This is a genomic window from Pseudotabrizicola sp. L79 (assembly GCF_036553525.1).
Taxonomy (GTDB): Bacteria; Pseudomonadota; Alphaproteobacteria; order Rhodobacterales; family Rhodobacteraceae; genus Pseudotabrizicola.
Genome location: NZ_JAZHDA010000045.1, coordinates 255172 through 268749 on the forward strand (window position 1 = coordinate 255172; position 13578 = coordinate 268749).

Here is a 13578-nt window from a genome sequence, read left to right on the forward strand (position 1 = left end):
GCGCCCCCAGTGACACTTATTCGAACTCCATGATCACGTCATCGACCCGCAGGCTGGCCCCGGCGGCGGCGCTGATTTTCTTGACCACGCCTTTGCGTTCGGCCTTGAGGATGTTTTCCATCTTCATCGCCTCGACCGTGGCAAGCGCCTGGCCTTCCTGCACCTCTTCGCCTTCGGCCACGTTGATTTTCACCACCAGACCGGGCATCGGGCACAGCAGGAATTTCGACGTATCGGGCGGCAGCTTTTCGGGCATCAGGGCGTTCAGTTCTGCCTGACGGGGCGATTGCACCAGCACCTTGAGATCGGCGCCGCGCACCCGCAGGCGAAAGCCCATGGGCACCTTGCCGACCTTGAGCACAAGCGGAGTGCCATCGACGCGGAGCCGGGCCAGCGTGTCGCCGGGCACCCATTCGCTTTCCACCCGCAGGGCAGTGCCATCGGCGAAGGTGACGGTGCTGCCCGATTTATCGGCATCGATGGTGACGGGCAGGTTTTCGCCTTGCAGCGTGATCACCCAATCATCGCCAACCCGGCGCTGGTGATTGTCCATCGTGCCGGAAATGCGGGTGCGGCGAATTTCGGCCACGCGGTTCATGGCGGCGGCGGCAGCGGCGACGCGGTGCAGCATGCCGGTATCCAGCGTCACGCCCTGAAACCCATCGGGGTATTCTTCGGCAATGAAGGCGGTGGTGATATTGCCGCTGGTAAAGCGCGGGTGATCCATCACCGCCGAGCAGAACGGCAGGTTATGGCCGATGCCTTCGACCTCGAACGTATCAAGCGCCAGCCGCATCTCTTCAATGGCCCCGGCCCGCGTGGGCGCCCAGGTGCACAGCTTGGCGATCATCGGATCGTAGAACATGCTGATTTCGCCGCCCTCGAACACGCCGGTATCATTGCGGACGATCCCGCCATCGGTCTTGCCCTCGACCGGGGGGCGGTAGCGGGTGAGACGGCCAATCGACGGCAGAAAGCCGCGATAGGGATCTTCGGCGTAAAGGCGGCTTTCCATCGCCCAGCCGTTGATCTTGAGATCTTCCTGCCGGAAGGGCAGCGGTTCGCCATTGGCCACGCGGATCATCTGTTCGACCAGATCAACGCCGGTGATCAGTTCGGTGACGGGATGTTCCACCTGCAAACGGGTGTTCATCTCAAGGAAATAGAAGTTGCGGTCGCCATCGACGATGAATTCCACCGTGCCCGCGCTGGTATAGCCCACGGCCTTGGCCAGGGCGCAGGCCTGTTCGCCCATGGCTTTGCGGGTGGCTTCGTCCAGAAAGGGCGACGGGGCCTCTTCGATGACTTTCTGATTGCGGCGCTGGATGCTGCATTCACGTTCATGCAGATAGACGCAATTGCCATGCTGGTCGGCCAGCACCTGAATTTCGATGTGGCGCGGTTGGGTCACGAATTTTTCGATGAAGATGCGGTCATCGCCAAAGCTGTTGGCGGCCTCATTCTTGGACGACTGAAAGCCTTCGCGCGCCTCGGCATCGTTCCAGGCGATGCGCATGCCCTTGCCACCGCCCCCGGCGCTGGCCTTGATCATCACCGGATAGCCGATCTGGCCCGAGATTTTCACCGCCTCGTCCGCATCGGCGATCAGGCCCATATAGCCCGGAACGGTGCTGACCCCGGCCTCCATCGCGATTTTCTTCGAGGTGATCTTGTCCCCCATCGCTTCGATCGCGGGGCTGGGGGGGCCGACGAAGACCACGCCCTCTTTTTCCAAAGCCGCGGCGAAGTTCATGTTTTCAGACAAAAACCCATAGCCCGGATGCACGGCCTGGGCGCCGGTCTGGCGGATGGCCTGCATGATCTTGTCGATGACGATGTAAGACTGGTTGGCGGGCGGCGGGCCGATGTGCACGGCCTCATCCGCCATTTTCACATGCAGGGCATTGCGGTCGGCATCGGAATAGACGGCCACCGTCTTGATCCCCATTTTCCGCGCCGATTTGATGACGCGGCAGGCGATTTCGCCCCGGTTGGCGATCAGGATTTTCTCAAACATCGGCTCTCTCCCTTCGGTCCGTCCGGGCCGGGACGGATTGGCATGCGAAAAGGCCACCCCGGGCAGATGCCCGGAATGGCCTTGGTGTCAGATCGGGGCCGCGCGTGCGCGCGGCGGTGTTCCGCAAAAGGCCGCGCCGGGGCGCGGCGGGGTTCAGCGACAGGCCGCGCCGGGGCGCGGCGGGCCGCTTAGTAGCTGGACTGGCAGGGCGGCAGGCCCAGTTCGATGCCACAGGTGGCCGCGCCAGCAAGCGCGCCAAGCGCGGCGCCGGCAACCATGTTTTCATCGGTGGCATCGGCAATGGCCGCGCCGACAACGGCACCGGTAACGCCGCGCTGTGTGGGCGTTGACAGGCAGCCAGACAGGGCTGTGGCGACCAGAAGGGCTGCAAGAAGTTTGGTGTTGAACATGATGAACTGCCTCGGGTTAGGGTTTTTATTGACCGCGAGGATAAAGCATTTGCCACAGGGTAAAAGGGGAAAAATCCGCCAATTCGCCCATAGGCAAGGCTTTGCCGGTGGCAGAAGCCCGGCCCGACGGTGGAGACGCCGGGCCGGCAGTTTGGGGAAGGGAAGCGGTTTGGCAGGCTTGGCCTTGGGCCGATGCCTGCGCCAAACCTGCGACCAAAGCTACGGCCCTGCCCGCCAAAAGCAACGGCAAACCCCGGCAGGCCAAGGGCTTGCGCGGCGGATTGCCGGAACCGGGATGTGGCGGGCAGAAACACGCTCATGCGTCGTCATCCTCCCAGTCGTCTTCGTCGAAATCCGGCGCGTCGGCGTCGGAGGCAAAGACTTCGGGAAAGCTGATCTGGGCTTTCTTGACGTCGATCCGCAGCAGGGCGTCATAAGAGGCCGGGTCGAACGGATCTTCGGCGGCAATCACCTCGCGCCCGAACAGCCATGACAGCCGCCCGGCATCCAGATTGCCACGCTCAAAGGGTTCTTCGCCGAAATAGTGCCACAGCGCCTTCATAAAGCCGATGTCGGCCAGGCGGTCTGTGTGCTTGCGGTCTTTGTAACGCTCACGCTTGATGATCTTGGCGGCGCCGTCCTTGCGGTTTTCGCGCCGGATTGTGAACTGGAAATCGGTGCCGGTCAGACGGCTGGGGAATCCACGATGCTTGATCATGCTGCACCCCCGACACAAGGCTGAGGGGCAGAAAACCGGACGGGCCGGGCCGGAACGATGCCGGCGGCCCGTCCGAAGGTGTTATTTGTATTTGCCGGTGTAGGTCGGCTCAACCGAAACCGGTTCGTCAACATAGACGACTTCGGCTTCTTTTGCTGCACAAGCGGCAACAAAGGCGACCATGCAGAAAGCCAGCAAAGTTTTCGTGCTCTTAGACATCCTCTACTCCTGTATTCTTGGAGGGCTGTCGCCGGAACTGCCCGGCAAGCCAACCCCCGATGCGAGGCGAAGGCCGCTTGGGTTCGGCCTTTGGCAACAATAGCCCAAGTGCAACGGCATTGATATGTGTTCTTTGCCAAGTTTGCGCCCTGTGTCGCCGCTACATCAGCATCCCGGCGGGAATGCGCCACTGCCACTACATCTTGTGCGGACATCAATAGATATCCCAGATGCAGGTGCCGTTGTGAAAGCTGAAGGGCTGAAAGAACTGCGTCGCCTGGGGCGCTGTCTGGCCGAATGGCACGGGCTGATCGGACAGCGAAATGATGATCTGGCTGGGCTGCGGGCCGGTGTTCGGCACCCGTGGCAAGGCATAGCTTTGGCACAGATGCAGCATATCCACCGCAGCGGTTTCGTAATCCACCGTTCCGCCCTGGCGCGCGATCTGCGGCGCAAGAAAGCGGAAGCGAAAGGTCAGACCCTCGGGGCCCCTTTCGTTCCAGATCACATCCATCAGCGTGACGGGCTGGCCCGACGGCACCGAAATCGGCCCGTCTGTGCCCGGCACCGACTGTGCGCCCGCCGTTTGTGCGGCCATGGGGTCGGTCATTGCCCGCCCCCCTTTGGCCTGAACCATGCTGCCATTGAAACACCCCTGTTCCTCCTGTTCGCGTCAGAGGGGGATGTTATCGTGTTTCTTCCACGGGTTGGCCAGTTTCTTCGTGCGCAGGGCAGCAAAGGCGCGGGCCACGCGGCGGCGGGTGGAATGCGGGCGGATCACTTCGTCGATAAAGCCCTTTTCGGCGGCGACAAAGGGGTTGGCAAAGCGGGTTTCGTAATCCTTGGTGCGTTGCGCGATCTTGTCCTTGTCGCCCAATTCGCTGCGATACAGAATTTCGGTCGCCCCCTTGGCCCCCATCACCGCGATTTCCGCCGTGGGCCAGGCATAGTTGAAATCACCGCGCAGGTGTTTGGAGGCCATCACGTCATAGGCCCCGCCATAGGCCTTGCGGGTGATGACAGTCACCTTGGGCACCGTCGCCTCGCCATAGGCGAACAACAGTTTTGCGCCGTGTTTGATGACGCCGCCATATTCCTGACTGGTGCCGGGCAAGAAGCCGGGCACATCGACAAGGGTCAGGATCGGAATTTCAAAAGCATCGCAAAAGCGCACAAAGCGGGCGGCCTTGCGGCTGCTGTCGATGTCGAGGCATCCGGCCAGCACCATCGGCTGGTTGGCCACCACGCCAACAGATTGGCCTTCGATCCGAATGAAGCCGGTGATGATATTGCCGGCGAAATCCTTCTGGATTTCAAAGAAATCGCCCTCATCCGCCACTTTGGAGATCAGCTCTTTCATGTCATAGGGCTGGTTCGGATTGTCGGGGATCAGCGTATCAAGGCTTTCTTCGATGCGGGCCGGATCATCAAAGAACGGGCGCACGGGGGCCTTTTCGCGGTTGTTCAGCGGCAGAAAGTCGATCAGGCGGCGGGTTTCGGCAATCGCCTCGACATCATTTTCAAAGGCGCCATCGGCCACCGATGATTTGCGGGTATGGGTGCTGGCGCCGCCCAATTCCTCGGCCGTGACATGTTCATTGGTTACTGTTTTCACCACATCGGGGCCGGTGACGAACATGTAAGAGGTGTCTTTGACCATGAAGATGAAGTCGGTCATCGCGGGCGAATACACCGCCCCACCCGCGCAGGGCCCCATGATCAGCGAAATCTGCGGCACCACACCCGACGCCATGATGTTGCGCTGAAACACCTCGGCATAGCCGGCCAGAGAGGCGACGCCTTCTTGAATGCGCGCGCCCCCCGAATCGTTCATGCCGATCACCGGGGCGCCGTTTTGCATCGCCATATCCATGATCTTGCAGATTTTCTGCGCATGGGTTTCAGACAAGGAACCGCCGAACACGGTGAAATCCTGCGAGAAGACATAGACCATGCGGCCATTCACCGTGCCCCAACCGGTGACGACGCCGTCCCCTGCGGGGCGGTCGTTTTCCATGCCGAAATCGGTGCAGCGATGCGCCACGAACATGTCGAATTCTTCGAAAGAGCCTTCATCCAGCAAAAGGTCGATGCGCTCGCGTGCGGTCAGCTTGCCCTTGGCGTGCTGGGCATCGATGCGGCGCTGGCCGCCACCCTGACGGGCTGCCTCGCGGCGCGTTTCAAGCTGTTGCAGGATATCTTTCATGGCGGCTCCCTCCCCTTGCGGATGGCGCACAATAGGGCGCAGATCGCAGCGCGGGAAGCGATTTTCGGTAAATTTGCATAGTTATCTACGGCATGTGCATGCGAATTGCAAAGCTGCAAATATTGGGCAGCGGCGGCGGGTGGGTGTCAAACCCCAGAGGAAAGGCCTATGAGGTGGGGTTTTTGTCCAGCGCGGCATATGTTTATTGCACGCGGGCTGACAAGATTCAGGTTTAATTACTTAGAATCAATGACATGAAATGCGCCCGACGTCAGAGAGGCGAAACCATGGAATTCCAGGCAAACTTGACCTTATAGGGAATGCTACTTAGACGAATTCCACCAAGATGGATCGGAGGAGCATCCAATGCGGAAAATGGTGCAGCGTGCAGCAAACTACATCTGCAAGCGCAAAATTGACAGATTGCTGCCGGGCGTCATGGATGATTTGCAGGACTACAGAAAAAAATCCGGCACCACCGGCACGCAATTCATCACCCTTTGGATGTCGATCCAAACTATCCAAAAACATCGCCCCAACTGGATCTTGGAAAGCGGAACCGGCTCCTCGACCCTTGTTTTGGCTGCTCTCGTCAAGAAACTTCGGAAAGAGCATCCAGATTATCAAGGCAAAATTGTCAGTATGGAAAGCGTGCCGGAATGGTTTGACGTCGCGACGAAGAACCTGCCCGAGAAATACAGGGATGTGGTCGAAATAGTCCTTGGCCCAAGGCAAAAATTCGAGATGGCGATGTATCGCGGCTATATCCATTCAAACATTCCGAAACACGACTACTCTTTCGTTCTGATTGACGGACCAGCCTTTACCGACGAGGCGGGGGTTGCATTCTGCGCCGACATTTTCCATGCCATGGACATCTCCTCTGCCCCCGTGATGCACGGAGTGTCTGATGGCCGCGCCTCGACCGTTATGGTTATTCAGCATCTGTATGGTGTGCGCGCCGCGCGCTATTGGCATGGCCTTTATGCCGCGCGTTTCTCGTTGCCGCGCATCGACTTTCGCAATCCGGATTTCATCACCGCCAAAGACTTTGCGACTTCGTTTTTGGGCCGATTGGATTTCGTCAAGTTTCGGCGCTAATGTCCTGCGGCCATCTTTTCGGGATTGGGCTTTCAAGGTCGGACCCCAAAAGGTTTTGCGCCCCAGCGGACGCAAAGGGCCAGGGTCAAACCTCATGGATGATCATGCCTGCAAATGATGGTCGCGGCGCTGTGCGATACGACCCAAATGCTGCCTCAGTGCGGCATTTCTTTTGACCGTTTCAATGAACATCAAATGCCTGCAAGATGAAGATCAGGGCTGACAAACAGAAACGGCAGGGATTATTCGTATTTTTTCAGTGACTTGCAACAGGCGCACCCGGTTGATTGGGCCGTATATGCTGGTTCGACATCTGCCCAACGCTCGGATTGCCAGGGATGTTGGGCGCATTCGCTCTTGTGCGCAGGCCGCAATGACATGCCTTGGACCGACGAACCGCCTGCGCCTGTCGTGCGTAGGTCTGGCACAAAACAGACGGCCTTACTGAAAGATCAGGGCGATCTCTTCCTGATCCAACAGCTTCCACTCGCCAAAGGCCATGCCCTCTGGCAGGGACAGACCGCCAAGGCGTTCGCGGTGCAATGCCTCGACATGGTTGCCTGTGGCCGCGAACATGCGACGCACTTGATGGTATCGGCCCTCGGTCACGCTCAGCAAGGCCTCGGTTTCCGAAATCACTTCCAGTTCGGCAGGCGCCAGTGGTTTGTCCTCGCCCTCCAGCATCAATTGCCCCGCGGCAAACAGTTCGCCTTCGGTGCCAGTCAGTGGGCGGGCCAGTTTGGCGCGATAGGTTTTCTTGACGTGGCGCCTGGGGCTGATGACACGGTGCAAAAGATCGCCATCGTCGGTCAGCAACAGCAGGCCGGAAGTCTGTTTGTCCAAGCGGCCAATGGTCGAGATCGCCGGATCACGCCGCTTCCAGCGCTGGGGCAGAATATCATAAACCAGCGCGCCATCTTCCTTGTGTGAGCAAGTCATGCCCAAGGGCTTGTTCAGCAAAATGACCATACCCAAAAGGGGATCCAGCGACTCGCCGTCAATTTTCATACGGTTCGGCAAATCAGGGGTGACAGAAATTCGCTTGGTCGCATCGCTGATCTCGTCCGCGTCCAGTGTGATGCCACCAGCCTTTGCCATCCGCGCCATTTCGCTGCGCGATCCATACCCCATAGAGGATAGCAGCCGATCGACGCGGGAGGTGGGGGTCTTGGTCATTGCGCTTTATCACTTGTAGATTTTCCGCTGCATTCAGAAATCAGGTTGAAAGGGACGCTTGGTGGAACCATTTCCCCGATTGTGTCTTCATCCAGTTCAGTGCGGGTTTCATCTTTCACAATTGGACATGGACGCACAAGTCAGTCTGCCCAAACGGCGTGGACAAGCCATGCGCCGAGACATAGGTCATCTTTATGACAAAAAGCCGTTTTCTCGACCGGACCACCCCGCCCCATATTGCGACGCTGATCCTGATGGCGGGGCTTTCAGCATTGGCGATGAATATCTTTCTGCCATCGCTGCCCGGCATGGCGGCGTGGTTCGACGCACCCTATGCGCTGATGCAGTTATCGGTCGCGCTTTATCTTGGCCTGTCGGCGGTGTTGCAGATCTTGATCGGGCCGATTTCGGATCGCTATGGCCGCCGCAAGACGATGCTGGGGGCGGTGATCCTGTTCCTGATCGCGACTTGTGGCACCCTGATCGCGCCAAATGCCACGGTATTCCTGGTGTTTCGCATGGCGCAGGCGGTGATTGCCGCGGGCATGGTTCTAAGCCGTGCCATCGTGCGCGACATGGTGTCAGACGCCGAGGCCGCCAGCATGATCGGCTATGTCACCATGGGGATGAGCATCGTGCCGATGATCGGGCCGGTGTTGGGCGGCGTTCTGGATGAATGGATCGGATGGCAGGCGAATTTCGCCCTGCTGCTGATCCTTGGGCTGGTGGTGCTGTGGCTGATCTGGGCCGATCTGGGCGAAACCGCCACGTTGCGCCGGGTGTCTTTTGCCCAGCAGGTGCGGCAATATCCGCAACTGCTCGGCTCGCAACGGTTCTGGGGTTATGTGCTTTGTGCCGGCTTCACCTCGGGCACCTTCTTTGCCTATCTGGGCGGCGCCCCCTTTGTGGGAACCGAGGTCTTTGGCCTGTCATCATCCGAGGTGGGGGCGCTGTTCGCCCTGACAGCCGTTGGCTATGCGGCGGGCAATTTCGTGGCCGGGCGCTTTTCGGTGCGGCTGGGGTTGAACAGAATGATCCTGATCGGGGCCTTGGTCTGCGCCTTTGGCCTGTCGTTGCTGACGCTGCTGACCTTGGCCGGGGTGCATTCGCCGCTGGTATTCTTTGGCTTTACCGTCTTTGTGGGGTTGGGCAATGGCATGACCTTGCCCAATGCCAATGCCGGAATGCTGTCGATCCGGCCCGAATTGGCGGGCACGGCATCGGGCCTTGGCGGCGCGATTCAGATTGGCAGTGGTGCGGTTTTGGCGGCTTTTGCCGGAACGCTGCTGGGGCCGGGCTCCAGCGAATTGCCGTTGGTCTTGCTGATGCTGTCGTCGGCTTTGCTGTCGGTGGTGTCAATCCTGTGGGTGCGTCGGCGGGCGCGGGCCTTGGGGTTGGGCAGCTAGCTTTGCAAATCCGCGCCGTGCAAAGCGGCCATGACAGGATGACTTGACGTTGGCTTTGCAAAGTCCAGAATGCCCCGCAAGTGTGCGGGGGGATCATGGCGGTTCAAAAACTTTATGCCGGGGCCAAGCTGCGCGAAATGCGCACAAGGCTGGGGCTGACGCAAAAGGCATTTTCCGACAAACTGTCGGTCAGCCTGCCCTATCTGAACCAGATGGAAAACAATCATCGCCCGGTTTCGGCGGCGGTTGTGCTGGCCTTGGCACAGGAATTCGGTCTGGACGTGACAGAGCTGACCGTGGGCGAAAGCGAGCGTCTGGTCAGCGATATGAAAGAGGCCTTGGCCGACCCTGTCTTTGCCGCAACGGCCCCGCCTCTGGCAGATCTGCGGCTGGCCGCCTCGAATGCCCCTGCCCTTGCGCGCGCCTTTCTGGATCTGCACCGCGCCTATCGTCAGACGCATGAACGGCTGGCCAGTCTGGATGAAGCCTTGGGCCGCGATGACGCCGCCCTGCGCCCCAGCCCGTGGGAGGAGGTGCGCGATTTCTTTCACTATTGCGACAATTACATTGATGCGGTGGACCGCGCTGCCGAAAGGTTCATGACAGATTCGAACGGGCGGCGCGATCTGCTGGGGGCCGTGCGAGAGGCCTTGGATCGGCGCGGGATCAGCCTGCATTTCACCGACACCCCCACCATACGGCGCTTTGATCCGCAGGCGCGGCGGCTGGATATTTCTTCACGCGTGGCCAGCGCGACCCAACGGTTTCAACTGCTGTATCAGGTGGCCCTGATCACCCAGAACGATCTGTTCGATGCCACGCTGGATCTGGCACGGTTCCACACGCCCGAGGCGCGCGACATCGCCAAAAGCGGCCTTGCCAATTACTTTGCCGGGGCGGCGCTGCTGCCCTATCGTGACTTTCTGTCTGCCGCGCAAGACACACGGCATGATCTGGAACGGCTGGCCGATCTGTTCGGCGCCAGTATCGAGCAGGTTGCCCATCGGCTGTCCACGCTGCAACGGCCCGGTGCAAAGGGCATTCCCTTTTTCTTTGTGCGTGTCGATCAGGCCGGAACCATCACCAAGCGCCATTCGGCCACGCGGCTGCAATTTGCGCGCTTTGGTGGGGCCTGCCCGTTGTGGAATGTGCATCGGGCCTTTGAAACGCCGGGCCATTTTCTACGCCAACTGGCCGAAACACCCGATGGTGTGCGCTATCTTTCCTTGGCGCGCGATGTGTCGAAACCGGGGGGGTCATTTCATGCGCCAACGCGGCGCTATGCCATTGGTCTGGGCTGCGAGGTGCAGCATGCCGAGGCATTGGTCTATGCCGACGGGATGGACCTGAAGGGCCGGTTTGAGCCGATCGGCATTTCCTGCCGCATCTGCGAGCGCCCCGATTGCCACCAAAGATCAGTGCCCCCGTTGGAAAGACGGCTGCGGGTTGACCCTGACCAGCGCGGGGTGCTGCCCTATGAGATTGCCCCGTAACGGCAAAGGGCGGCCCATGGGCCGCCCTTTTCATTTTGATGTCAACGCCTTAGCCGTGGGCCGCTCCATGGGTCAGATGGTGGGCGATATGGTCTTTCAGATGGCTGCGCTTGCGGCGCAGATCGGCCTCGGCCTCTTCTGAAATCGCCTCGACCCGCGTTTCGGCGCGATGCACGGCACGGTTCACCTCGTGATACTGTTCGACCAGTTTCGCGAAATGCGCATCAGACTGCTTCAGTTCTGAAATCTGCGCTGCATGCTCGGGGAATTCCTCGGCCAGTTCATGCGGGGTGTTCGACATAAGCGTCTCCTGTTCCTTGTTTGCTGACCAAGTCTACCGGATGCGCGGCTGCGCTTCCTTGACCCTGATCAAACAGAACGGTTCAGCGACGGGCGCGGCGAAAGCCGGCAGCGCGGGCCTCGGCTTCGGTGCAGAACCAGGCTTCCCCCTTGCCGGGGTTGATCTTGGTCGCGTCATAGTCGCGCTGACCCGGCAGGTGATAGATCTTGCCAGAACTGCCGATATTGCCCTTGATCGCACAGGCCCCCGGTGCAGGGGCGGGCGCGGTCTTTTGTTCCGCGCGAAAATCCTCGGGGCGTTGCAGATCACCGGCCCAGATGCCCAAACCATCTGCCTTGGCGGCATTTTCCTGCGCGACATAACGGGCAGAGTAGCGGCGAAACGCGGTGGCAGCCCCGTTGCGCACCAGTATCTCTGCCACATCCTGCCCACCCACGCGGCAGGTGGCCACGATGCGGCCATAGCGGTCGATATCTTCGGGCTGACAAGTGACACGGGCCTTGCCCACGATCTGCCCCAGCATCTGGGTGGACCAAGCCCCACAGGCCCAAGGGCGGTTGGCGCGGGTGCAGCTTTGGTCGCGCTCTGGCGCATCAATGCCAAACAGTCGGATGGTCTGACCGCCCACCTTAAGCCCGTCGCCATCAATCACCCGGGCCACCCCGGTGATTTCGGCCTGTTGCGGGCCATCAAGCGCCGCAACAGAGGTGGCCAAGGCCGCCAGCACAACCAGAACAAGAGTGGAACGAAAGGTTAACATACATTCCTAGATCAACCGAATCGCCACTTCGATCAAGCAGGAAGTTAATTAAGTATTAACCTTCGTTAACCGTGCCAGCCGGTCTGTGTCAGCGTTGCGACGTGCGCCATGCCGGATTGATCCACGGCTGCTGGTTCGACGGGGCCAGTGGTGCCCGGCCCAGAATATGGTCGGCGGCCTTTTCCCCCACCATGATGCTGGGCCCGTTCAGATTGCCGTTGGTGATTTGCGGAAACACCGAACTGTCGGCCAGACGCAAACCATCCACGCCAATCACACGGCACTCAGGGTCAACCACTGCCATCGGATCGCTGGCGCGGCCCATGCGGGCCGTGCCGCAGGGGTGATAGGCGCTTTCGGCATGGTCGCGCAAAAAGCTGTCGATCTCCTCATCGCTTTGCAGGGCCGCACCAGGCTGGATTTCATGCTTGACGAACTCTTGCATCGGCTCTTGCGCAAAGATTTCGCGCGTCAGGCGGATCGTGGTGCGAAAATCGACCCAATCCTGCGGATCAGACATATAGTTGAACCGGATCACCGGGGCGGCCTTGGGATCGGCCGAGCGCAGGGTGACAGACCCGCGCGACTTGGCCCGCATCGGCCCGGTATGCACCTGAAAGCCATGGCCCTCGGCGGTGGCTTTGCCATCATAGCGCACGGCAATCGGCAGGAAGTGATACTGAATATCGGGATATTCCACCCCGGCGCGCGACCGGATGAAGCCGCAGGCCTCAAACTGGTTCGATGCCCCCAGCCCCTTGCCCGTGAACAGCCATTGCGCCCCGATCATCGCCTTGCCCAAAAGGTTCCAATATTTGAACAGGGTGATCGGCTTTTTTGAGGCAAATTGCATATAGACTTCAAGGTGATCTTGCAGATTGGCCCCCACGCCGGGCCGGTCGGCCACCACCGGAATGCCATGTTCGGCCAGATGCGCCGCAGGCCCGATGCCCGACAGCATCAGCAATTTCGGCGAATTCAGCGACGACGCCGCAAGGATCACCTCGGATTTGGCAGGAATGACAAAGGGCGCGCCGCCCTGATCCAACTCTACCCCCGTGGCCCGGCCGTTTTCGAGGATGATGCGGCGGGCAAAGCCGCGCACGATCTGAAGATTGCCGGTCTTGAGCGCAGGTTTCAGATAGGCATTGGCAGCAGACCAGCGGCGGCCCTTGTAGATGGTGGCCTCCATCGGGCCAAAGCCCTCTTGCTGCTCGCCGTTATAATCCTGGGTAACGGGATAGCCTGCCGCACGCCCCGAATCGATAAAGGCGTTGAACAACGGGTTGCTGCGCGGGCCGCGCGTCACATGCAGCGGGCCGCTTTGGCCGCGCCACTCGGCCCCCTGCCCGCCGTGGCTGTGCTCCATCCGTTTGAAATAGGGCAGCACATCGGCATAGGCCCAGCCATCTGCCCCCATCCCGGCCCAGGTGTCATAGTCACAGGCATGGCCGCGCACATAAACCATGCCGTTGATGCTGGATGATCCGCCAATCACCTTGCCGCGCGGCGTCACAAGCTGACGCCCGCCCAGATGCGGCTCTGGCTCGGACTTATAGCCCCAATCATACATCGCCATATTCATCGGATAAGACAAAGCCGCAGGCATCTGGATAAAGGGGCCGGCATCGCTGCCGCCATGTTCGATGATGATCACGCGCTTGCCCGCCTCGGTCAGGCGATAAGCCATGGCACAACCGGCGGAACCCGCCCCGATAATCACATAATCCGCATGCATCTTGCGACGCCTTTCTTCTGTGGGTCAGTCCGG

General features: G+C 60.1%; 13 protein-coding genes. 3 read left to right on the forward strand and 10 right to left on the reverse strand.

Annotated features, from left to right (window positions below; genetic code table 11):
* Positions 1 to 16: 16 nt before the first annotated feature.
* The 6 genes from V3C85_RS07140 to V3C85_RS07165 all read right to left on the reverse strand — a co-directional run bounded on the left by V3C85_RS07140 (position 17) and on the right by V3C85_RS07165 (position 5570).
* Positions 17 to 2017: an acetyl/propionyl/methylcrotonyl-CoA carboxylase subunit alpha gene (locus V3C85_RS07140; RefSeq protein ID WP_331794395.1), complete on the reverse strand. Its 2001-nt coding sequence runs from the start codon at positions 2015 to 2017 to the stop codon at positions 17 to 19.
* A gap of 188 nt (positions 2018 to 2205) precedes the next feature.
* Positions 2206 to 2427, reverse strand: a complete 222-nt coding sequence (locus V3C85_RS07145; protein WP_331794396.1) for a hypothetical protein — start codon at positions 2425 to 2427, stop codon at positions 2206 to 2208.
* A 316-nt stretch (positions 2428 to 2743) separates the two neighbouring features.
* A complete protein-coding gene (locus V3C85_RS07150) occupies positions 2744 to 3145 on the reverse strand; it encodes a hypothetical protein (protein WP_331794397.1) in 402 nt (133 codons plus the stop codon).
* Positions 3146 to 3226: 81 nt separating this feature from the next.
* Positions 3227 to 3364 carry a hypothetical protein gene (locus V3C85_RS07155; protein WP_331794398.1) on the reverse strand — a complete coding sequence of 46 codons (138 nt, stop codon included), beginning with the start codon at positions 3362 to 3364 and terminating at the stop codon, positions 3227 to 3229.
* 214 nt (positions 3365 to 3578) lie between these two features.
* The gene (locus V3C85_RS07160) at positions 3579 to 3974 is read right to left on the reverse strand and encodes a DUF6497 family protein (protein WP_331794399.1); all 396 of its coding nucleotides are present in this window, start codon (positions 3972 to 3974) and stop codon (positions 3579 to 3581) included.
* Positions 3975 to 4037: 63 nt separating this feature from the next.
* Entirely contained in the window at positions 4038 to 5570 is a 1533-nt protein-coding gene (locus tag V3C85_RS07165; protein ID WP_331794400.1) for an acyl-CoA carboxylase subunit beta, read from the reverse strand.
* Positions 5571 to 5936: 366 nt separating this feature from the next.
* Here V3C85_RS07165 and V3C85_RS07170 point away from each other — a divergent pair, with 366 nt between their 5' ends.
* Positions 5937 to 6671: a hypothetical protein gene (locus V3C85_RS07170; RefSeq protein WP_331794401.1), complete on the forward strand. Its 735-nt coding sequence runs from the start codon at positions 5937 to 5939 to the stop codon at positions 6669 to 6671.
* A gap of 441 nt (positions 6672 to 7112) precedes the next feature.
* Here V3C85_RS07170 and V3C85_RS07175 read toward each other — a convergent pair whose 3' ends face one another.
* Complete coding sequence (locus V3C85_RS07175; protein WP_331794402.1) at positions 7113 to 7847, reverse strand: pseudouridine synthase; 735 nt, start codon at positions 7845 to 7847, stop codon at positions 7113 to 7115.
* Between the two features lie 194 nt (positions 7848 to 8041).
* On the opposite strand from V3C85_RS07175, the gene V3C85_RS07180 reads away from it, so the two are divergent.
* Positions 8042 to 9253 (forward strand): multidrug effflux MFS transporter, encoded by a 1212-nt coding sequence (locus V3C85_RS07180; RefSeq protein WP_331794403.1) that lies wholly within the window; start codon positions 8042 to 8044, stop codon positions 9251 to 9253.
* 95 nt (positions 9254 to 9348) lie between these two features.
* Positions 9349 to 10746, forward strand: coding sequence for a helix-turn-helix domain-containing protein (locus V3C85_RS07185; RefSeq protein WP_331794404.1), 1398 nt, complete (start codon positions 9349 to 9351; stop codon positions 10744 to 10746).
* Between the two features lie 49 nt (positions 10747 to 10795).
* Here the strand turns inward: V3C85_RS07185 and V3C85_RS07190 are convergent, their stop codons facing one another.
* The 3 genes from V3C85_RS07190 to betA all read right to left on the reverse strand — a co-directional run bounded on the left by V3C85_RS07190 (position 10796) and on the right by betA (position 13545).
* Complete coding sequence (locus V3C85_RS07190) at positions 10796 to 11047, reverse strand: YdcH family protein (RefSeq protein ID WP_331794405.1); 252 nt, start codon at positions 11045 to 11047, stop codon at positions 10796 to 10798.
* Between the two features lie 82 nt (positions 11048 to 11129).
* On the reverse strand, positions 11130 to 11807 hold the full coding sequence (locus V3C85_RS07195) for a thermonuclease family protein (RefSeq protein ID WP_331794406.1): 678 nt from the start codon (positions 11805 to 11807) through the stop codon (positions 11130 to 11132).
* A gap of 88 nt (positions 11808 to 11895) precedes the next feature.
* The gene (gene betA, locus V3C85_RS07200) at positions 11896 to 13545 is read right to left on the reverse strand and encodes a choline dehydrogenase (RefSeq protein WP_331794407.1); all 1650 of its coding nucleotides are present in this window, start codon (positions 13543 to 13545) and stop codon (positions 11896 to 11898) included.
* Positions 13546 to 13578: the final 33 nt, after the last annotated feature.